Here is a 19,354-nt window from a genome sequence, read left to right on the forward strand (position 1 = left end):
CATGACCGCTTCCCTGCCGCCCGGACTGCCGATCGTGCCCGCCGGAAACGACGACGACGGCGGCACCGGGTTCGCGATGTCGGCGGACGATTTCGAGGCGGCTGTCGCCGACGCCCTGGACCGTATCCCGCCGAAGCTGGCCGCGACGATGAACAATGTGGCCGTCTTCATCGAGGACGACTACGTCCCGCAGCCCGGCGAGGACCCGGAGACGGTCCTGTTGGGCCTCTACGAGGGCGTTCCCCTGACCGAGCGGGACTCGTGGTGGGACGCGGGGTCACTGCCGGACCGGATCACCATCTACCGCGGCCCCATCCTGGATCTCTGCGCCTCCCGTGAGGAGGTGGTGCACGAGGTCACGGTCACGGTGGTGCACGAGATTGCCCACCACTTCGGCATCGACGACGGGCGGCTGCATGAGCTCGGCTGGGGCTGAGCCGACGACGCGACACGCCGGAGCAATGCCTTCCGAATGACACTCGTGTTGTTTATGTTATTCATGTGACCTCTGTTGCCAAAGTGGTTTTTGGCACGTAGCCTCGAGCCTGCTGGGCGATCCGCAGAGGGCCTTTTTTCGTTGCCATCACTCCTTCCCTCGCTCGCGCCAGCCTGACTGCAGCGAGGTTTTCCCATGATCTGGTCCGGAACCGGCGGCAGGGCCGCGGCCCTGTGTACCGCCGTCGTCCTCCTGGGTGCCACGGCACTCCCGACGCACGCGGCCACCGCAGCCCCGGCCACGGTCCAGCGGATCCCCGCCTCGCCCGAACTGCCGTCCCCGGAGGAGATCGCCGCCGCGAAGTCCGACGCCGCAGCTGCCGCCGCCGAGGTGGACCGGATCGACGGCCTCCTTGCCGACGCCTCCGTGGCCCGCGACACCGGCATGGCCGCGTCCCTGGCCGCGAACAACGCCTACACGGACGCGCTGGTGCAGCTGCAGATCCGCAAGGATGCCGCCGCACTGGCGGACGCGAAGGCCGCCGCGGCGGAGACCGAGCAGGCCAAGGCCCGCAAGGTCATCGGGCAGCTCGCCGGTGACCTGTACCGCAACGGCGGCATGACCCCGGGCCTGGGCAGCCTGGTGGGCGGCGACGGCGAGACCCTGCAGCAGGCCGCCACGCTGGAATCCGTCGCGGCCAGCCGCACCCGGGCGTTCCAGGCTGCGGAAACCGCCGCCGCGGCAGCTGCCTCCACCAAGGACGCCGCCGCCGAGGCCCGCCGCGCGGCCGACGACGCCGCGGCCACCGCGGAATCCCGCAAGTCCGACGCCGAGCGGGCCAACACCGAGCGGCAGCGGGCTGTAACCGAGGCCGCGGCGCAGAAGACTGTGCTGGTGGGCCAGCTCGCCACCCTCCGCAACACCACCGTTGCCCTTGAGACCGAGCGGGTGGACGGGCTGGAACGCCAGCGCCAGGAGGCGCAGCTGGCCGCGGTGACGGCAGCCGCCGCCAGGGCCCCGCAGCCGGGACAGGCGGGCACCGCCCCGTCCGCGCCCCAGGCATCGGCTTCACAGTCGGGGAACCAGCCAGCCGGCACCACCGGAACCCCTCAGGGAAACTCACCGGTGAACTCCCCCGCGGCCCAACAGCCCGCACCGGCCCAGCCCGCGCCCGCCCAGCCGGCACCCCCGGCCGCCGCGCCAGCACCGGTCCAGCCCGCTCCCGTCCAGCCCGCCCCGGTACAACCGACCCCCGCACCCGCACCTGTCCTGCCGCCGTCCACCGGAGGCTCCAACCAGGTGGCGATCTCCTCGGCCCTGGCCAAGGTGGGCGCGCCCTACTTCTACCAGTACGGCGGCACGGGAGCCTACGGCTTCGACTGCTCCGGACTGGTCCAGAACGCCTTCGCCGCAGCCGGCAAGCGCCTCCCGCGCACGGCGGCGGACCAGTTCGCCCAGGCGCCGGTGAAGGTTCCGCTCTCCGCCGCGCAGCCGGGCGACCTGTTGGTTTGGGGTTCCGCTCCCGGCTTCTACCACGTGGCCATTTACCTGGGCGGCGGCCGCGTGGTCCAGGCGCTGAACCCGGACGCCGGCATCACCGTCACGGACATCGCCGCGATGTCCGGCATGCAGCTCTACCCCTACGCCGCCCGCTACTGAGACGGTCCGGGCGTCAGGACAGGACGTCCTTGGTGGCGAACCGGGCGTAGGCCAGGGCTCCGAACACCGCCACATACCCGGCCTGGAGCAGCGCGTTGGCGCCGAACGAGTCCCAGCCGATCGGCTGCCGGAGCAGATCGGCGAAGTCCAGCCAGCGGTGGCTGAGCAGCCACGGGTGAAGCCAGTCCAGCTGCGGCAACGCATCCGCGACCTGGGAGACGACGGCAAGGACCACCGTGGCAGCCATCGCCCCGACCGGCACGTCGGTGAGGGCCGAGACGAACAGCCCGACGGCGGAGAGACCCAGCAGGGACACCGCCAGGTAGGCGGCGATCAGGAGCAGCCGGCCCACCGCCTCAGCGACGCCGATGGTGTCCCCGGAGAGCAGCGTCACCGGCCCCACCGGGAAGAGCAAGGCGCCGATGCCCGCGCCGGCCAGGGCGACGGCGGCCGGGGCCGCGACGGCGAACGCCGCCGCGGCGAGGTACTTCACCAGCACCAGGCGGCCGCGTCCGGCCGGGGCCGCCAGCAGGTACCGCAGGGTGCCCTGGCCGGCCTCGCCGGCGAGGGTGTCCCCGGCCACCACCCCCACCGTCAGCGGCAGGAACAACGGGACCGCCACCACCATGGCAGTGATCCCGACGAAGAGTCCGTTCTGGCTGATCCGGTCGAGGAAGGCGGGGCCGCGGCCCGGCGGCACGGCGGAGGAGAGCCTGACGGCGACGGCGATCAGGATCGGGATCGCGGCGAGCGCCAGCAGCATGGCCCAGGTGCGTCGGCGGCGGAAGAGCACGGCCAGTTCCGAGCCGAGCAGCCGGAGCACCGGCGCGGGACTGGGCGAGGTGGACGGCCGGGGCGCTGTCGCGGGCTGACCCCCGGGCCCGGGCTGGCGCTCCGGCCCCGATTCGGACGCAGGATTCTCACGGGGTGACGGTTCAGCGGGCGACATCGAAGCCCTCCCCGGTCAGTTCCACGAAGCGGTCCTCCAGGCTGCCCTGCTCCACCGCGAAGCCCCGCACCCTGACGCCCGCGGCCACCAGGGCGGAGACCAGATCTTCCGGCTGGGGCTGCGGCGCCGCGCCCGGGCCTTCCGGCAGCGGCGCGGTGACTTCCCCGTCGTGTCCGGCCGCGGCGGGGAGTCCCAGGCCGCGGAGGACCCGGACGGCGTCGTCGGGGTCGGGGGTTAGCAGCCGCACCCGGGCGTGGCCGCCCTGCCGGAGCTGCGCCAGCGTCCCCTGGGCCACCACGCGTCCGGCGCTCATGATCGCGGCGTGCGTGCAGATTTGTTCCACCTCGGCCAGCAGGTGACTGGAGACGAAGACGGTGGTGCCGTCCGCGGCGAGGGACCGCACGAGGTTCCGCACCTCGCGGGTGCCCTGCGGGTCCAGGCCGTTGGTGGGCTCGTCCAGGACCAGCAGCTCGCGCGGGGCCAGCAGCGCGTTGGCGATGCCGAGCCGCTGCTTCATGCCCAGGGAGTAGGCCTTGACCGGCTTGCCCGCGGCGTGGGTCAGTCCCACCCGTTCCAGTGCCCGGTGGACCCGGGCGTGCCGGGTCCGGGCCGGGGCTTCGGGGTCCGCGGCGTCGAACCGCAGCAGGTTCGCCGTGCCCGAGAGGAAGGGGTAGAAGGCGGGGCCTTCCACCAGGGCGCCGACTCGTGGGAGCACGGACCGCAGCTGCCGCGGCATCTCCTCGCCCAGGACGTGGACGGTTCCGGTGGAGGCCGCGGCCAGGCCCAGCAGGATCCGGATGGTGGTGGTCTTCCCCGAGCCGTTGGGGCCGAGGAACCCGAAGACGGAGCCCGTCGGGACGGACAGGTCGACGCCGTCGACCGCCAGCTGGCGGCCGAACCGTTTACTCAGGCCGCGGGTCTCGATGCTGAGGCCGGACGGCCCGGCACCCGGAGACACTGCACGTCCCGGAGCCGCCAAACGCTCCGAGGGCGTCTCCCGCACCGGGGACGCGGGGTTCCCGGCGTCCCCGGGGCGGTCGGTCACTGGCCGCCGGCCGCGGCCTGCAGCCGCGCCAGCGGCACGGACCCCAGGAACACCCGTCCGTCGTCGAGAATCAGGACGTTCAGCAGTGCCGTGGACAATAGGCGGCCACCCGCCACGGGGACCGCGGCCTGCTGGAGCAGGGCCGCCGCGTTGCCGGCCGTGGCGCCCGCGGTGCCTGCCGCCGGTGGCGTCAGCGTACCGGCGGGCAGTTCCAGTACGGAGTCCCAGCCGCCGCCGCTGACCTTGCGCTTCCCGGCCTGCGGGTCCTTGCCGGTTCCGGACGGCTTGTGGGCGGCCTGGCCGGAGTGATCCTGAACGGGAAGTTCCTTGATGCTGGCGCCGGCCGGCGGGGTGAACTGGAAGATCCCGGAGTCCGGGGCGGTCAGCGATATGGCGCCGAACGTCACCCGGAAGGCCGGGTCCGCCTGGCCGCGGGCCTTGAGTTCCACGCCCAGCGGCAGTCCCGTCTGGCCGTCCACCATGATCGCCGCCGAGGCCATCAGTGTGTCCGAGCTCTTCGGGGTGAGGACCAGCTGGTAGGCGGAGCGGCCGGCGACGCTGACTTCCGGCGCGACGGCCACATCGCTGGTGGGTTCGAGCGCGGCCAGCAGCTTCGCGGCCAGAGCATCCGGCGTGGGGACCGTCCCGGAGTCGGCCCCGGAACTGGCGCCCTTACCCATGCCGTGGTGTCCGGCGTCGGCGGGGATGACAGCGTGGGCGGCGGAGTTGTCCTTGGAGGAGTAGAGCCAGAGGTCGTTGCCGCGGCGGATAACGTCGCGTTCGGCGAGCCGGTCCAGCACCTGCACGCGGAGGTTGCCGGGTCCGTCGCGGTAGACGCGCGCCGTGTGCGGTCCGGTCAGCAGCTCGAGCCAAGCGGTCTCCGGGGAGCTTCCCGGCCCGGTGGTGGGCAGCTGTGGCAGGCCCAGGCTGGAGGCCTGGTCCAGCGTGCCGGAGAATGCGGTCTGGTGTTGCCCGGCCATGAGTGCGATCACCTCGGCCGGGGTCTTCGAAGGCAGCGGATCCTTGGCGCTGGCCGGGACCGACCCCGCCAGGACTCCGGCGGCGATCACGGCGGGGACGACGGCGGCTGGCATCCAGCGCAGCCACGTGCGGGTCATGACGACCGCGCTCCTGCATGGCAGTTCATGTATTAACTCTACGCCCGCCGGTGACGGGCATCACGCTCAGGAGCGGCCGAGCACCGGCCCGAAGTTGGCCCGGTCCGCCAGCCGCGGATCCTCCCGGTCCGGGACCACCAGGACCGGGCCCTTGGTGTGGTGCAGGATGCCGTCCGAGGTGGAGCCCAGGAGCATTCCGGCGAAGCCGCCGCGGCCGCGGGTGCCCACCACCACCAGTTCCACGTGGCGGCTGGCTTCGACCAGGACGTCCACCGGCGAGCCGTCCACCAGGCTGGTCTCCACCTCCAGGTTGGGGAAGTGGCTCTTCAACCAGGCGACGCCGGCGTCGAGCTGGACCCGGATGTCGGCGAACAGCGCCTCCCGGTCCATCGGGGCGGGGACCCAGGCGAGCGAGCCGCTGTACTGCGGCACGGCGCAGACAATACGCAGCTTCGCGGCGAGCCGCTCCGCCTCGGCGGCGGCCTCAAGGACGGCCACCCGGGCTTGGTCGGAACCGTCGACGCCCACCACCACGACGTTCTCCACCGGCTGGTGGCCCGACTTCTCGCGCTCCGCCCGGACGTGCCGGTCCTCGGTGGTCTCGCCCAGCCGGTCGCCGCAGACCAGCGGGACGGTCATGGTGGGGCACTTGGCGTGGGCGGGCAGGGCGCTACTGACCGAACCGAGCAGCCGGCCGACGAATCCGCCCCGGCCGCGGGTGCCGAAGACCAGCAGGTCCGCGGTCTCGGTCATCTCCAGCAGCACCCCGGAGGCGTCGCCGTTCTCCACCGATGCGTCGACGTCGATTGAGTACCCGGCCACCTTGTCCATGGCCTGCTTGAGGATGGCCTCGGCACCCTCGCGGATGACGGAGTCGTCCACGGTGGCGTAGCCGCCGTCCAGTCCGGAGGCGGCGAAGACGGGCACCGAGTAGGCGGTGACGATGTGCAGCGGTTCCTGCCGTCGTTCGGCTTCCCTGGCCGCCCAGACGAGGGCACAGTGGCTGTGCTCGGAGCCGTCGACGCCGACGACGATGCCGCGCACGGCGGGGCGTTCCCCGCCGGAATCGCCGTCGCGGTATGGGTGCGTCTGTTCCTCGGCCATGGGGTCCGCCTCCTCGCGAATGTGGCTGTGTTGCGGCTATTCTGCCAGATCGCAGGGGCGGCGGCGCGCACCTCCGCGGACCACCGTCAGCCCACCCGCAGGCCCGCTCGCGGACATTGCGTCAAAGTCTTTAACGCGGGTCTGTTCACGGTCAGAATTGTTGGGTATCCTCTGAGGCATTGCTGAACCGAGACTCGTCTTTCAGATCTGATCATCCCTTTGGGATGCCTTGTGGCGGGTCCGGAAAGCTGTCCGGGCACGGGCCCGGATCCGGCATTATTCGAGGAGGGACCCTGCAGTGTCGAGCATGCCTGTGAACGGCGGAATCGAACGGACCAGCACTGTGGTCATCGGTACGGGTCTGTCCGGTTTGGCGGTGGCCAGCGAGCTGCAGCGCCGCGGCGTGGACGCCATTGTGGTGGACGGCCTGGACCTCCTCGGGGCCGGCCACCCGGCCAACACCTCGTCCCTCCAGCGCTGCGACGCGGCCGACGCGGCCACGCTGCGGGAACGCAACGAAATCCTCCGCCACCTCCGCAACTACGCCGCCAGCCACAACCTTGACGTCCGCGGCTCGGTCCGCGCCCTGCAGCTGGACCGGCTGATGGCTGATGGCACCGGGGCGGGAACCGCCGCCGGCCTCGCTTGCCTGGCAGGAACGTCCGGCTCAGACTCCGCCGTGGCACCGTCCCAGGGCTGGGCGGTCCGGACCCCGGGCGGCATCCTCTACGCAGACCACCTGGTGCTCACCCGCTGCGCGCACAGCCAACTGCGGCGCATGCTGGTGGAGCTCGGCGTCGCCGTCGGCCAGAACCTGATGGCCGCCATGCACGCCCTCGGCATGTACCTCGTGGGCGTGGGCGAGCTGATCACCCCGACGCCGAAGGAAGTGCTGCGGCAGGCCAAGGTCGTCGGCCAGGCTATCTCCGCCAAGGTGCACCCGGAAGGCCTGCCGTCCCTGCTCGGCGGGCAACTGGCGCTGCCCGCCTGAACCGCCACGCGACATAGCAGGCGGGTTAGGGCCGGTCGTCGTCGCCGGCCTGCAGCCGGCGCTTCGCCATCAGGCCCAGTGCCACCAGGATGCCGATGGCAACGGCCACGAAGATCACGATGCTCCACGGAAACGGCTCGGACGCGTCCTTCACCGGCGTCGGGGCGATCGTCGTGCCCGGCTCGGCGGTGCCCATGGTCGGGACGGTGTTGGCGCCCGTAGACGTGCCCGACGTCGCACCCGCCCCCGGAGCCGCGGCCGCCGCGGTGAAGCCGAAGGTGCCCTCGATCGGGTGTCCGTCGGAGCTGGCAACGCGCCACTGCACCGTGAACCGGCCGGCGGGGGCGCCGGGCTTCAGCGGCTGGGACGCGACGTTGTCCACGATCTGCACGTCGCCGTCCGCCCAGTTGGTGCCGGCGGCGTCGTTGACCTTGATCTGCGAGCCGATCGCCAGGGGGTGGTTGCTCAGGGTGATCGAGACCTTCTCCGGTGGGGCCGGCAGGCTGGCGTCGGCCGCCGGGCTGGTGGATTCCACCGAGTCGTGGGCGGACGCGGGCGCGGCCCCCAGGACGGTCAGCCCCAGCGCCGCGGCGGCGAACAGCAGCGCCGCGGTCAGGTAACGGGCCAGAACGGACGCGGGAGTGGATCGGTAGGAAGGCATGACGGAGCAACTCCTTGTGTTGGCTTCCTTACAGACTAGGCGAATCTGGCAGGTGGGCGCCGTCACTCCTAATAGGATTTAGCTAACACCCTTTTCCCTCCCGGAGGACCAATGCTTAAGCAGGGCTCTGCACTCGACCGGTATTTCAAGATTTCCGAGCGGGGGTCGAACTTCTCCCGTGAAATCCGCGGCGGGTTCGCCACGTTCTTCGCCATGAGCTACATCGTGGTTCTCAACCCGCTGATCCTCTCGGGCGCGGACTCATCCGGCGGCACCCTCGGCTTCCCCGCCGTCGCCGCCGTCACGGCTTTCGTGGCCGGCATCCTGACCATCCTGATGGGCGCCTGGGCCAAGCACCCGTTCGCCCTGGCCACGGGCCTCGGCGTCAACGCCTTCGTGGCCGTCACGGTCGCCACCAACCCGGGCCTGACCTGGCCGGACATGATGGGCCTGGTGGTCCTCTCCGGCGTCACCATGCTGATCCTGGTCCTCACCGGTTTCCGGACCGCCGTGTTCAAGGCCGTCCCGGAGGGCCTCAAGACCGCGATCGTGGTGGGCATCGGCCTGTTCATCGCCCTGATCGGCCTGGTCAATGCCGGGTTCGTCCGCCGCATCCCCGACGTCGCCGGCACCACCGTCCCCGTGGGCCTGGGCTTCGACGGCAAGCTGCTCGGCTGGCCCACCTTCGTCTTCGTCGTCGGCCTGATCCTGACCATCGCGCTGGTGGTCCGCAAGGTCAAGGGCGCCATCCTGATCGGCATCATCACCTCCACGATCCTCTCCGTGATCCTGGAATTCACGCTGCACATCGGACCCAGCTTCGACGGCAAGAACTACAACCCGCAGGGCTGGTCCCTGGTGGCGCCGAAGTTCTCCGAGTGGGCCGCCCCGGACCTGTCCCTGATCGGCAAGGCCAACCCGTTCGGCGCTTTCGAGCACCTCGGCGTCGTCGCGGCCACCCTGCTGGCCTTCGTGATCCTGCTCAGCATCTTCTTTGACGCCATGGGCACCATGGTGGGCCTGGCCACAGAGGCCGGCACCATCGACAAGGACGGCAACATCCCCAACGTCGACCGCGTCCTGCAGATTGACGCCCTGGGCGCGATCGTGGGCGGCGGCGCGTCTGTCTCCTCCAACCAGATCTACGTCGAGTCCGGCGCAGGTATCGGCGAGGGCGCACGCACCGGCCTGGCCTCCGTGGTCACCGGCCTGCTGTTCCTCGTGGCCATGTTCTTCACCCCGCTGATCAACCTGGTTCCGTTCGAGGCCGTGGCCCCCGCCCTGGTGGTGGTGGGCTTCATGATGGTTTCCCAGGTGGGCAAGATCGACTGGCAGGACTGGGGCATCGCGATCCCGGCCTTCCTGACCTTCACCCTGATGCCGTTCACCTACTCGATCGCCAACGGCCTGGGCGCCGGCTTCATCTCCTTCGTGCTGATCCGCCTCTTCCAGGGCCGGGCCCGCGAGATCCACCCGCTGATGTGGGCCGTGGCCGCCGCGTTCCTGCTGTTCTTCGGCATTGGCCCGATCGAGGCCGCCCTGGGCATCCACTAGGAGTCGCGCACTCTTCCGGAGGGCACCCCGCCGCAGTGTTTCACCGCGGCGGGGTGCCCTCCGGCGTTTAAGGCCCGGGTTGTCCCCGGCGCCGGGACGTTTCCGGGATTCCGGACAGGACGACGGCGGGCGCGCTGGTTTTCCGCCGGCCGCTGCGGTGAGCTAGGAGCATGCCTCCCCTCTCCCCCGCCCCCGACGTTGCGCCCCAGCCCTGGTCCGGAAGGTTCGACGGCGACGGCGCCGAGCACCGCCGCTGGTGGCAGGCGGTCACGCCGTACCCGGCGGCCTCCCCGGCGGCCTCCCCGGACCGGGCAGGCGGCACCCCCACACCCACGTCCGGGGATTCCCGCGCCGCGGTCCTGCTCGGCTTCGCCAGCGACGCCGGCGTCCGGCGGAACAAGGGCCGCCCCGGCGCGGCCGCGGCCCCGGCCGCCCTCCGCGCCGCCCTCGGCCCCTTGGCCTTCCACTCCGGCCGGACCGTCCACGACGCCGGGGACATCACCGTCGAGGGGGACGAACTGGAGGCCGGCCAGGTCCGGGCCGGCCGGATCGTCAGCGGCCTGCTCGACGCCGGTGCGCTGCCGGTGGTGCTGGGCGGCGGCCACGAGACCGCCTTCGCCAGCTACCTGGGCGTGGCCGGGAGCGCCGCGGTCCGGGACGGGCTGCGCGTGGGGGTGCTGAACCTGGATGCCCACCTCGACCTGCGGGACGAACCGGTTCCCAGCTCCGGCACCCCGTTCCTGCAGATGGCCCGCGCGGAAGCCGCCGCGGGGCGCGCGCTGGAGTACGCCGTCGTCGGCATCTCCGAACCCAACAACACCGCCGCCCTGTTCCGCACCGCCGAACGCCTGGGCGTGGAATACCTGCTGGACGAGGACTGCACCGCGGACGCCGCGGCGGAGTTCGTCGCCCGCTTCCTGGACCGCGTGGACGCGCTCTACCTGACGATCGACCTGGACGTCCTGCCCGCGTCGGTGGCCCCGGGCGTCAGCGCCCCGGCCGCCTACGGGGTGCCGCTGCCGGTGATCGCGGCCGTCTGCCGGCAGGTGGCGGCGAGCGGAAAACTGTTGCACGTGGACGTCGCGGAGCTGAACCCGGAGTACGACGTCGATGCTCGCACCGCCAAGGTCGCGGCGCGGCTGATCGACACGCTGCTCCGCTGACGCCGGGGGTCCCGGGCGCCCTGCCCGGTACTTCTGCCAATGCCAGAGGTCCCCGGAATTACCTAGATGGGGGTGTGCGGCGCGCGGTCCTCGTCGCCGTGGACCTCGATCGCGCGGCGCTCGCGCAGCCGGTCCAGCCGGTTCATCACCGGGGCCGTGGTGGCCCCGTGCAGCACGATCGACATGGCCACCACCAGGCCGACGAAGGCCCAGAGCTGCTGCGCCTGGGCGGCGAAGTTACCGTGCGCCACGGCGAATGCCAGGTAGTAGAGCGAGCCGATGCCGCGAATGCCGAAGAAGGAGATGGCGATCCGTTCCCGCGGGCCGGTCTTGCCCCGAGCCAGCCCGAGCCACCCGGCCAGCGGCCGCACGATCAACAGGAACGCCAGCGCCACCAGCACCTCGGTCCAGCCGATTCCGGCCAGCAGTCCGCGGGCGATCGCGCCGCCCAGGAGGACCAGGATCACCACTGTCAGCAGCCGCTCGAGCTGTTCGACGTAGGAGTGCATGACCCGGTGGAAGCCGTGGGTGCGCTCCGCCGCGCGGATGGTGAGGGCGCAGACGAAGACCGCCACGAAGCCGTAGCCGTCCAGCAACTGGGTGACACCGTAGGCCAGGAAGGTGGCCGCGAGGGCCACGAAGCCCTCCGAGTGGTTGGAGAGCCGGATGGTCTCGTGCCGGGCGGTGAAGAAGAGCCGGCCCAGCAGCTTGCCGGTGCCGAAGCCGAGCAGGACCCCGATCACGATCCGCCACAGCAAGTCCACGGCCAGGAAGTGGCCCAGCCAGGCCGAGGGTGCGGCGCCGACGAAGCTTATGGCGATGGCCAGGTACACGAACGGGAAGGCCAGACCGTCGTTGAGTCCCGCTTCGGAGGTCAGCCCGAAGCGGATCTCGTCCTCGCGTTCGGTCTCCTCGTCCTCGTCCGCCGGCTCCCCCACCTGCACCTCGGACGCCAACACGGGGTCCGTGGGGGCCAGCGCAGCGGCCACCAGGAGCGCTGCACCCAGTCCCAGGCCTAGGAACCACAGCCCCAGCAGGGTCAGGCCCACGATGCACAGCGGCATGGCCAGGCCCAGCATCCGCCAGGTGGTGGACCAGGCCTTCCGGCCCACGGGACGGTCCAGTGCCAGGCCCGCACCCATGAGCGAGATGATGACGCAGACCTCGGTGAGGTGGGCGACAAAGTCCCCGTGCTGCAGCGGGTCAGGGTCCGGCAGCGACGGGATGAGGGTGAAGGCCAGCATGCCGCCGCCAAGGAAGACCATCGGCATGGACAGGGGCGCGTTGCGCAGGAGCTTCGGCAGGATGGCGGCGACGAAGACGGCGATCCCGGCCGCGGTAAAAACGATGCTGGGAGCTTCAAACATGGCGCATGCCCTCCTGTGGAAACCGGATTGCGGGCCCGGGCCGGGGGTCCGGGCGCCGTCCCCGCGGGGAGCGTGCCGTTGCCTCAATCGTTTACCGCTTCTTGCACCCTACCGGCTCCGGACAGGCCCATCGTGCCCCGCAGACTAGAATAGAGGGCGGCCAAACGGCCTGATTCAACGAAAGACCAGTAATGAACACACACACCATGCGGGCCGTCGGCCCCGATGCCACGTCCATCAGCCTCTCGTTTGACAGTGCGCGCGAAGTCCACAGCGGCCTCGAAAACGCCGTCAACACCCTGATCGCCTTGGCGGCCGTCGAACGGCGCTGCGGCATCCGGGTCACCCGGCACCAGCCGGGCGCCTACACCGTGTCCCTCGATGACACCGTGCCCTTCGGCGAGACCCACGAGAGCCGCGAGGCCATCGCCGCGTAGCGGACTCCTGGACATGCGGAAGGCCGGTGAGGAACCTCCTCACCGGCCTTTCGCATGTCCGGGTCCCGGCAGTCTGCGCGTGCTGCGCTAGCTGCGCCGGATCTGGACGCCGTCGGACTTCAGGAACAACTGCGCCTCGCCCGGTGCCGCCGGCACCAGCCAGAGGACGTTGCCGCTGTCCGAGACTTCTTCCACGGACCCGGCCGCGATCAGCTGGGCGTGCTTGAGGATCTCCACCCGGTCCCCCGCGGTGAGGCTCCGCCAGTCCGAGACCGTGGCCGCGAATGCCGTGCGCCTGGACAGGACCGTCCCGCGTGCTTTCATGAACGTCTACCCCTTTGTAGATCTTGTCGCTGTGTGAATCTGTGGTGTGGATCCGTGCTCTGAATCCGCGGCGCGCACCATTGTGGCGCCGGTCATAGTTTTACTACATTCCGCCCCGCCGCGGCGGGCGGGCGCCGAACATTTCGGAGGTTCCCTAAAACGCCCGGCGTCCCCGCATTTTCTGCGTCGTCAGGCCAGATTTCCGACGGCGGATTCGGCGGCGTCACGGACGGCGCCGGAGCCCACCAGCCGGTCCGCGGCCTCCAGTTCCGGGGAGAGGAACCGGTCCGTTCCCGGGCCCTCCACCACGCCGCGGAGGGCGGCGATGACGGCTGAGCCTGCCGGGCCGGGTTCGAGGGTGCCGTCGGAGAGCTGGGTGCGGATGTCCAGGGCCCGCGCGGAGGTGACCAGCTCGATCGCGAGCACCCGGCGAAGGTTCTCCACCGCGCGGCGCAGCTTCCGCGCGGCGTGCCAGCCCATGGACACGTGGTCCTCCTGCATGGCCGAGCTCGGAATCGAGTCCACCGACGCCGGGACGGCCAGCCGCTTGTTGTCCGAGACCAGCCCGGCCTGGGTGTACTGGGCGATCATCAGGCCCGAATCCACGCCGGGATCGGAGGCCAGGAACGCGGGCAGCCCGTGCGAGCGGGCCGGGTCCAGCATCCGGTCCGTGCGGCGTTCGGCGATGGAGCTCAGGTCCGCGACCGCGATCGCCAGGTAGTCCAGGACGTAGGCCACCGGGGCGCCGTGGAAGTTGCCGTTGGAGCTGACCCGGCCGTCCGGGAGCACCACGGGGTTGTCGATCGCGGCGGCGAGCTCCCGCGAGGCCACCAGGGCGGCATGGTCCACGGTGTCCCGGACGGCGCCGGCCACCTGGGGTGCGCAGCGCAGCGAGTAGGCGTCCTGGACCTTGGTGTCGTTGACCCGGTGCGAGGCCACGATCGGGGAGTTCGAGAGGACCCGCAGCATGTTGTCCGCGGAGGCGGCCTGGCCGGGGTGCGGCCGGAGTGCGGCGTGAAGCTCGGGCAGGAACACCTGGTCCGTGCCGAGCAGCGCCTCGACGCTGAGCGCGGCGGTGATGTCCGCCGTCGTCAGCAGCAGCCGCAGGTCCGCGATGGCCATCAGGAGCATGCCCAGCATGCCCTCGGTGCCGTTGACCAGGGCCAGGCCTTCCTTCTCGGCCAGCGTGACGGGTTCGATGCCGTGCGCGGCCAGCAGCTCCGCGACCGGAGCCTCGCCGCGTCCGCCGAAGCGGGTGCCGTCGGGACCGGTGGCCTCGCCCTCGCCCATCAGCACCAGGGCCACGTGGGACAGCGGCGCGAGGTCACCGGAACAGCCGAGCGAGCCGAACTCGCGGACCACCGGCGTGATGCCGGCGTTCAGGACGTCCACCATGGTCTGCAGCACCACGGGCCGGACCCCGGTGCGGCCGGAAGCGAGGGTCTTGGCGCGCAGGAACATGATGCCGCGGACCACCTCGCGTTCCACGGCCGGGCCCATGCCGGCGGCGTGGCTGCGGATCAGCGATTTCTGGAGCTGGGTGCGCAGTTCGGCGGGGATGTGCCGGTTGGCCAGAGCGCCGAATCCGGTGGAGATGCCGTAGGCCGGGACCTCGCTGTTGGCGAGCCCGTCGATGTGGGCGCGGACTTTTGCGACGGCGTCGAGGGCGTCCTGGGCGACGGTGACCCGGGCGTCGTGGCGTGCGACGGCGACGACGTCCTCGGGCGTGACGCCGCTGGCGCCGAGGGTGACGGTGAGCGGTTCATGGGTGGTAATGGTCATCGGAGGTTCCTACTTCGTTGCTTCTGCGGAGTCGGCGGAGTCGGCGGACTCCGTCATGGGGATGCGGACGCCGCGTTCCTTGGCGACCTCGACGGCGCGTTCGTAGCCGGCGTCGGCGTGGCGGATGACGCCCATGCCGGGGTCGTTGGTGAGCAGGCGTTCGAGCTTCTGCGCCGCGAGGTCCGTGCCGTCCGCGACCGAGACCTGGCCGGCGTGGATGGAGCGGCCGATGCCGACGCCGCCGCCGTGGTGCAGGGAGACCCAGGTGGCGCCGGAGGCGGTGTTGAGCAGGGCGTTCAGCAGCGGCCAGTCGGCGATCGCGTCCGAGCCGTCGGCCATGGCCTCGGTTTCGCGGTACGGGGAGGCGACGGAGCCGGAGTCGAGGTGGTCGCGGCCGATCACGATGGGGGCCTTGACCTTGCCCTCCTTGACCAACCGGTTGAACAGCAGGCCGGCCTTGGCGCGTCTCGCCGTAGCCGAGCCAGCAGATACGGGCGGGCAGGCCCTCGAATTCCACGCGTTCCTGCGCGGCGTCGATCCAGCGGTGCAGGTGCTTGTTCTCGGGGAAGAGTTCCTTGATGGCCTCGTCCGTGACGCGGATGTCCTCGGGGTCGCCGGAGAGGGCAACCCAGCGGAACGGGCCCAGGCCCTCGCAGAACAGCGGCCGGATGTAGGCCGGGACGAAGCCGGGGAACTCGAAGGCCCGGGTGTAGCCGCCCTTGCGCGCCTCGTCGCGGATGGAGTTGCCGTAGTCGAAGACCTCGGCGCCGGCGTCCTGGAATTCGACCATGGCCTGGACGTGGCGGGCCATGGAGGCCTGGGCCTTCTTGGTGAAGCCCTCCGGGTCGGCCGCAGACTCGCGGTGCCATTCCTCGACCGTGATGCCCTCGGGCAGGTAGCTCAGGGGGTCGTGCGCGGAGGTCTGGTCCGTGACGATGTCCACGGTGAGTTCGCCGGCGTTGTGGCGGCGGAGGATCTCGGGGAAGACCTCGGCGGCGTTGCCGACGTAGCCCACGGACCAGCCGCGTCGCTCCTCCTTGGCCTTCAGGACCTTGGCGATCGCGGCGTCGAGGTCGGTTTCGACCTCGTCGAGGTAGCGCTTGCCGGCACGGCGGCGGAGCCGGGATTCGTCGACGTCGACGATCAGGCAGGCGCCGTCGTTGAGGGTGACGGCGAGCGGCTGCGCGCCGCCCATGCCGCCGCAGCCGCCGGTGAGGGTCAGGGTGCCGGCGAGGGTGCCGTTCTCGTCGCCGGTGAGCTTGCGGCCGATCGCGGCGAAGGTTTCAAAGGTGCCCTGCAGGATGCCCTGGGTGCCGATGTAGATCCAGGACCCGGCGGTCATCTGGCCGTACATCGTCAGGCCCTCGGCCTCGAGCCGGCGGAATTCCGGCCATGTGGCCCAGTCCCCGACGAGGTTGGAGTTGGCCAGCAGTACGCGCGGGGCCCATTCGTTGGTGCGGAAGACGCCCACCGGTTTGCCGGACTGGACCAGCAGGGTCTCGTCCTTTTCGAGGGTTTCCAGGGTGCGGGTGATGGCGTCGAAGGCGGCCCAGGACCGGACGGCCCGGCCGGTGCCGCCGTAGACCACAAGGTCGTCCGGGCGTTCGGCCACCTCGGGGTCCAGGTTGTTCATCAGCATGCGCAGCGGGGCCTCGGTCTGCCAGCTTTTGGCGGTGAGCTCGGTGCCGCGGGCTGCCTTGACCGGGCGGGCACCGGTGGTGAAATCGGCGGGTGCCATGAGGGGCTCCTTCGTGGGGTGGGGTGGTTCCGGGGAGAGGTTCTGTATCTACTAAAGCCTGCCGGTGGCGCCGGTCACAGGGCTTTGGCGGGGGTGCTGTCCGGAATCCCAGACCCAACTGACTCGCAGCAGAAGCCGTTTTCCGGGCCCAAAACGGCCCCAGCTGCTAGTTAGTTGGGCTGGGGCGTCCGTAGATCCGGACCGAGAGATCGTCGGCGGCTTTTTGACCCGCGCGGCCAGGGCCGGCCACTGCTCCGGCGGCAGCTTGTCCTCGAGGAAGGTCACGGCGACGGCGGCTGTCGGCCAGCCTGCGTGGTCCGTGACGGCAGCGGCGATCGAGCCGAAGCCGGGGTGACCTCGCCGTGTTCGGTGGCGTAGCCGCGCTGCCGGACCTGATCCAGGTGCGAGGAGAGGACCGAGTATTTGGTGATGGCGGTTTCGCTCTCGTGCCGGACGCTGAACGCGGCGGCATTCGGGTAGAGGGCCCGGACCTGGGACTTCGGCAGGGCGGCCAGGATGGCGCGGCCGCTGGCGGTGAGGTGGCTGGGAAGCCGGACGCCGACGTCGGTCACCAGGGAGGGGCGGTTTTTGGCGCGTTCCTCCACGATGTAGAGGACGTCGCGGCCGTGCAGGACGGCCAGGTGGGCGCTTTCCCCGATCTTGTCCACCAGGGCGGCAAGCATGGGGTGGCCCAGCCGGGACAGCGGCTCCTGCCGGGAGTAGGCAGAGCTGAGCTCGAAGGCGCTGATGCCCAGTCCGTAACGGCGTTCCTCATGCAGGTGCAGCACGAAGCCATTGGCCTCCATCACCCCCAGGAGGTGGTACACGCTGGAGCGCGGCAGGTCGAGTGCCGTGGCGATGTTCGACGCCGCCATCGGCCCGCGCTTGGAGGCCAGCAGTTTGAGGATCCGCAGGGTGTTTTCGGCGGCGGGAACCTTGGAGGCGGCCCTGGCAGCGGGGGTGGCGGGGGCGTGCGGTGCAGTTGTCATGTCCGTCCTTCGGCAGGGGATGTCCGGTATCCCATACTTAAGAATGCCTCCGCAGGGGCCCGGCGGAGGCCCCAGCGGTTCACTGATGTCTGTAATCCCAGATAAAACCTCCACCGGACCACGGCCGTAGCAGTCCCCGGCGAACGCTCCGCCGCCGGCGGCAAGCAAGTAGTCCGTGAGAAAGATGGGGTACCTGTTACTCGTGTGAACGGTGGGTGCGGGTGCCTACCGTGGGGAGACGTTTCGATCCGCCGGAAGGAGCACTCCGATGGGCGTTCACGCCGCCAGCCACCTCCAGTCCGCTCCCCATGAACCGCGCGCCGCGGCGCCTCCGGCCGCAGCCCGGGGACACCGCCGTCTCCGTGCCGTGATCAGCCGCCTCGGCGCGTCCCGGGTCCGCTTCCGCGTGGGCCAGGTGGTGGTCGGGGATGACCCCTTCAACGGCCGCCGTGAGGGACGGGTGACGGTCGTCCGGCCACCGTATGTGGGGGTCAGGGTCCCCGGCACGCCGGCAGGAACCCTCGTGTTCTTCGACCACCGCACCGTCCGCCTGCCCGACTGAGTACCGCTCATTCCGTTCCCGCGTCCCAGAAGGAGTCTGTTCCATGCTTCCAGCCGACCGCCCCGCCTACCTGACCATCGCCGAGGTCGCCGACATCATGCGCGTGTCCCGGATGACCGTGTACCGCCTGGTCAAGTCGCACGCCCTGGCCGCCGTCCGGTTCGGCCGCTCCTACCGCATCTCCCAGGCGGCGGTGGAGGGATACATCCGTCAGTCCGCCACCGGCGCGGTGTGAGCCGAGCCGCCGCGTTCCGCATTCTTAGCGGCAATGCGCCGAATGAGGCTCGCTTCGGCTGAAGGTCCCCACCGCACTGAAGCCCCACGTTGACTTGCAATCGCCCCGCATCGCGGACAGGATCGCGGTCATGAGCGATGGAGCGAAAGCGGACCTGTGCCGCTATCTGCAGGAGGGCCGTGATGCCCTGGTCTGGAAGCTTGACGGGCTTGCCGACTACGACGTCCGCCGGCCCCTCACGCCTACGGGCACGAATCTGCTGGGGCTGATCAAGCATTTGGCGGGCGTTGAGGCCGAGTACTTTGGTTCGGTGTTCGACCGGCCGTTCCGGGAGACCCTGAGCTGGCTCGCGCCCGATGCCGAGCCGAACGCTGACATGTGGGCGACTCCCGGGGAGACCCGCGAGGACATCATCGGCCTGTATCGGCGCGTCTGGGCCCATGCCGACGAGACCATCTCCCGGCTTCCCCTCACGGCCGCCGGGGTCGTGCCGTGGTGGCGTGACGACAGCAACCCGGTAACCCTGGCCCGCATCCTGGTGCACGTGACGGCGGAGACGCACCGGCACGCCGGGCACGCCGATATCGTGCGGGAGTTAGCCGACGGCAGCGCCGGGCACCGGGACGGTTACAGCAACCTGCCCGCAGAGGACCAGGCCTGGTGGGGCAACTATTACAACCGCCTCGAAGCGGTGGCGCGCGGCGAGGGCACCCAGGGCTAAAACGTCAGTCCGCTCCGCGCGCGGATCAGTTCCACGCCGGCCTCCGGATCCGCGCAGGAGACCAGGAACCAGGCACCCTTGGACCGGATTCTCAGCGTCGGGCCGCCCACCAGGTAGCCGGTGCCGCCGCCACGGAGAATCCTCAGGCCCATTCCTTCGAGCAGGCCGGTCTCCGGCCCGGGTGCGACCTCAACAAGGTCCGCGTAGGCAACCGTGGTGGAGAAGATTCCGGCAACCCTGACGTGAACTCCGGTTCCGTCGCAGCGGATGCGGGCGGTCAGCCGCCCCGCGGAGACGAAGACGAGCAGCATCGCCACGCCAGCCCAGGCCTGGCCGGTGGACAGGGTCACGACGGCGGTGGCCAGGAGCCCGATCACGGCCAGCACAGCCCTGTACCGGGCCGGCATGCCGGTGCGCAGTTCGTCGCCGCTCTTTTCGTCCCGCCCCATCCCGGCAGTCTTCCGGGTCGGTTCGGATGCGGCAACTCCGTTACTCCGCCGCGCCAAGGACCGCCACGGC

General features: G+C 70.8%; 18 protein-coding genes and 2 pseudogenes. 9 read left to right on the forward strand and 11 right to left on the reverse strand.

What is annotated here, in order from left to right; translation table 11 throughout:
- Position 1 precedes the first annotated feature (1 nt).
- Both ACRQ5B_RS04670 and ACRQ5B_RS04675 read left to right on the forward strand, forming a co-directional pair.
- Positions 2-436 (forward strand): metallopeptidase family protein, encoded by a 435-nt coding sequence (locus ACRQ5B_RS04670; protein ID WP_412884649.1) that lies wholly within the window; start codon positions 2-4, stop codon positions 434-436.
- 195 nt (positions 437-631) lie between these two features.
- A complete protein-coding gene (locus ACRQ5B_RS04675) occupies positions 632-2,095 on the forward strand; it encodes a C40 family peptidase (RefSeq protein ID WP_432397409.1) in 1,464 nt (487 codons plus the stop codon).
- A gap of 13 nt (positions 2,096-2,108) precedes the next feature.
- On the opposite strand, the gene ACRQ5B_RS04680 is transcribed toward ACRQ5B_RS04675, so the two are convergent.
- The 4 genes from ACRQ5B_RS04680 to ACRQ5B_RS04695 form a co-directional block, all read right to left on the reverse strand.
- A complete protein-coding gene (locus ACRQ5B_RS04680) occupies positions 2,109-2,918 on the reverse strand; it encodes an ABC transporter permease (RefSeq protein WP_432397412.1) in 810 nt (269 codons plus the stop codon).
- A gap of 112 nt (positions 2,919-3,030) precedes the next feature.
- A complete protein-coding gene (locus ACRQ5B_RS04685) occupies positions 3,031-4,002 on the reverse strand; it encodes an ATP-binding cassette domain-containing protein (protein WP_432397415.1) in 972 nt (323 codons plus the stop codon).
- An 83-nt stretch (positions 4,003-4,085) separates the two neighbouring features.
- Entirely contained in the window at positions 4,086-5,207 is a 1,122-nt protein-coding gene (locus ACRQ5B_RS04690; protein ID WP_432397418.1) for a LolA family protein, read from the reverse strand.
- Positions 5,208-5,273: 66 nt separating this feature from the next.
- Positions 5,274-6,311 carry a universal stress protein gene (locus tag ACRQ5B_RS04695; RefSeq protein ID WP_432397421.1) on the reverse strand — a complete coding sequence of 346 codons (1,038 nt, stop codon included), beginning with the start codon at positions 6,309-6,311 and terminating at the stop codon, positions 5,274-5,276.
- Between the two features lie 307 nt (positions 6,312-6,618).
- Between ACRQ5B_RS04695 and ACRQ5B_RS04700 the strand changes: the two genes are divergently transcribed.
- On the forward strand, positions 6,619-7,302 hold the full coding sequence (locus ACRQ5B_RS04700; protein WP_432397424.1) for an FAD-binding protein: 684 nt from the start codon (positions 6,619-6,621) through the stop codon (positions 7,300-7,302).
- Positions 7,303-7,327: 25 nt separating this feature from the next.
- On the opposite strand, the gene ACRQ5B_RS04705 is transcribed toward ACRQ5B_RS04700, so the two are convergent.
- A complete protein-coding gene (locus ACRQ5B_RS04705) occupies positions 7,328-7,963 on the reverse strand; it encodes a copper resistance CopC family protein (protein ID WP_432397427.1) in 636 nt (211 codons plus the stop codon).
- Positions 7,964-8,074: 111 nt separating this feature from the next.
- Between ACRQ5B_RS04705 and ACRQ5B_RS04710 the strand changes: the two genes are divergently transcribed.
- Positions 8,075-9,517, forward strand: a complete 1,443-nt coding sequence (locus tag ACRQ5B_RS04710) for an NCS2 family permease (RefSeq protein WP_290256863.1) — start codon at positions 8,075-8,077, stop codon at positions 9,515-9,517.
- A 170-nt stretch (positions 9,518-9,687) separates the two neighbouring features.
- Positions 9,688-10,680: a formimidoylglutamase gene (hutG, locus tag ACRQ5B_RS04715; RefSeq protein ID WP_432397430.1), complete on the forward strand. Its 993-nt coding sequence runs from the start codon at positions 9,688-9,690 to the stop codon at positions 10,678-10,680.
- Between the two features lie 62 nt (positions 10,681-10,742).
- Here hutG and ACRQ5B_RS04720 read toward each other — a convergent pair whose 3' ends face one another.
- Complete coding sequence (locus tag ACRQ5B_RS04720) at positions 10,743-12,047, reverse strand: cation:proton antiporter (RefSeq protein ID WP_377972562.1); 1,305 nt, start codon at positions 12,045-12,047, stop codon at positions 10,743-10,745.
- 191 nt (positions 12,048-12,238) lie between these two features.
- On the opposite strand from ACRQ5B_RS04720, the gene ACRQ5B_RS04725 reads away from it, so the two are divergent.
- Positions 12,239-12,484 (forward strand): hypothetical protein, encoded by a 246-nt coding sequence (locus ACRQ5B_RS04725; RefSeq protein ID WP_432397434.1) that lies wholly within the window; start codon positions 12,239-12,241, stop codon positions 12,482-12,484.
- Between the two features lie 87 nt (positions 12,485-12,571).
- On the opposite strand, the gene ACRQ5B_RS04730 is transcribed toward ACRQ5B_RS04725, so the two are convergent.
- The 4 genes and pseudogenes from ACRQ5B_RS04730 to ACRQ5B_RS04745 all read right to left on the reverse strand — a co-directional run bounded on the left by ACRQ5B_RS04730 (position 12,572) and on the right by ACRQ5B_RS04745 (position 17,317).
- On the reverse strand, positions 12,572-12,808 hold the full coding sequence (locus ACRQ5B_RS04730) for a hypothetical protein (RefSeq protein ID WP_432397437.1): 237 nt from the start codon (positions 12,806-12,808) through the stop codon (positions 12,572-12,574).
- A gap of 189 nt (positions 12,809-12,997) precedes the next feature.
- Positions 12,998-14,590 carry a histidine ammonia-lyase gene (gene hutH / locus ACRQ5B_RS04735; RefSeq protein ID WP_432397439.1) on the reverse strand — a complete coding sequence of 531 codons (1,593 nt, stop codon included), beginning with the start codon at positions 14,588-14,590 and terminating at the stop codon, positions 12,998-13,000.
- 9 nt (positions 14,591-14,599) lie between these two features.
- Positions 14,600-16,328, reverse strand: a pseudogene (locus ACRQ5B_RS04740) (urocanate hydratase).
- Positions 16,329-16,494: 166 nt separating this feature from the next.
- A pseudogene (locus tag ACRQ5B_RS04745) lies at positions 16,495-17,317 on the reverse strand (IclR family transcriptional regulator).
- 268 nt (positions 17,318-17,585) lie between these two features.
- Here ACRQ5B_RS04745 and ACRQ5B_RS04750 point away from each other — a divergent pair.
- The 3 genes from ACRQ5B_RS04750 to ACRQ5B_RS04760 all read left to right on the forward strand — a co-directional run bounded on the left by ACRQ5B_RS04750 (position 17,586) and on the right by ACRQ5B_RS04760 (position 18,835).
- Positions 17,586-17,879, forward strand: a complete 294-nt coding sequence (locus tag ACRQ5B_RS04750; RefSeq protein ID WP_432397442.1) for a hypothetical protein — start codon at positions 17,586-17,588, stop codon at positions 17,877-17,879.
- Positions 17,880-17,922: 43 nt separating this feature from the next.
- Positions 17,923-18,114 (forward strand): helix-turn-helix domain-containing protein, encoded by a 192-nt coding sequence (locus ACRQ5B_RS04755; protein WP_290256872.1) that lies wholly within the window; start codon positions 17,923-17,925, stop codon positions 18,112-18,114.
- 130 nt (positions 18,115-18,244) lie between these two features.
- Entirely contained in the window at positions 18,245-18,835 is a 591-nt protein-coding gene (locus ACRQ5B_RS04760; RefSeq protein WP_432397445.1) for a DinB family protein, read from the forward strand.
- On the opposite strand, the gene ACRQ5B_RS04765 is transcribed toward ACRQ5B_RS04760, so the two are convergent.
- On the reverse strand, positions 18,832-19,284 hold the full coding sequence (locus ACRQ5B_RS04765) for a hypothetical protein (protein WP_432397447.1): 453 nt from the start codon (positions 19,282-19,284) through the stop codon (positions 18,832-18,834). The genes ACRQ5B_RS04760 and ACRQ5B_RS04765 overlap by 4 nt on opposite strands.
- Between the last annotated feature and the right edge of the window lie 70 nt (positions 19,285-19,354).

Source organism: Pseudarthrobacter sp. L19 (assembly GCF_050859435.1).
Lineage (GTDB): Bacteria > Actinomycetota > Actinomycetes > Actinomycetales > Micrococcaceae > Arthrobacter.

Coding starts and splice junctions, on each gene's coding strand:
- ACRQ5B_RS04670 (WP_412884649.1), top strand. CDS start 2: ATGACCGCTTCCCTGCCGCCCGGACTGCCGATCGTGCCCGCCGGAAAC.
- ACRQ5B_RS04675 (WP_432397409.1), top strand. CDS start 632: ATGATCTGGTCCGGAACCGGCGGCAGGGCCGCGGCCCTGTGTACCGCC.
- ACRQ5B_RS04690 (WP_432397418.1), bottom strand. CDS start 5,207: ATGACCCGCACGTGGCTGCGCTGGATGCCAGCCGCCGTCGTCCCCGCC.
- ACRQ5B_RS04695 (WP_432397421.1), bottom strand. CDS start 6,311: ATGGCCGAGGAACAGACGCACCCATACCGCGACGGCGATTCCGGCGGG.
- ACRQ5B_RS04700 (WP_432397424.1), top strand. CDS start 6,619: ATGCCTGTGAACGGCGGAATCGAACGGACCAGCACTGTGGTCATCGGT.
- ACRQ5B_RS04705 (WP_432397427.1), bottom strand. CDS start 7,963: ATGCCTTCCTACCGATCCACTCCCGCGTCCGTTCTGGCCCGTTACCTG.
- ACRQ5B_RS04710 (WP_290256863.1), top strand. CDS start 8,075: ATGCTTAAGCAGGGCTCTGCACTCGACCGGTATTTCAAGATTTCCGAG.
- hutG (WP_432397430.1), top strand. CDS start 9,688: ATGCCTCCCCTCTCCCCCGCCCCCGACGTTGCGCCCCAGCCCTGGTCC.
- ACRQ5B_RS04720 (WP_377972562.1), bottom strand. CDS start 12,047: ATGTTTGAAGCTCCCAGCATCGTTTTTACCGCGGCCGGGATCGCCGTC.
- ACRQ5B_RS04725 (WP_432397434.1), top strand. CDS start 12,239: ATGAACACACACACCATGCGGGCCGTCGGCCCCGATGCCACGTCCATC.
- ACRQ5B_RS04730 (WP_432397437.1), bottom strand. CDS start 12,808: ATGAAAGCACGCGGGACGGTCCTGTCCAGGCGCACGGCATTCGCGGCC.
- hutH (WP_432397439.1), bottom strand. CDS start 14,590: ATGACCATTACCACCCATGAACCGCTCACCGTCACCCTCGGCGCCAGC.
- ACRQ5B_RS04750 (WP_432397442.1), top strand. CDS start 17,586: ATGGGCGTTCACGCCGCCAGCCACCTCCAGTCCGCTCCCCATGAACCG.
- ACRQ5B_RS04755 (WP_290256872.1), top strand. CDS start 17,923: ATGCTTCCAGCCGACCGCCCCGCCTACCTGACCATCGCCGAGGTCGCC.
- ACRQ5B_RS04760 (WP_432397445.1), top strand. CDS start 18,245: ATGAGCGATGGAGCGAAAGCGGACCTGTGCCGCTATCTGCAGGAGGGC.
- ACRQ5B_RS04765 (WP_432397447.1), bottom strand. CDS start 19,284: ATGGGGCGGGACGAAAAGAGCGGCGACGAACTGCGCACCGGCATGCCG.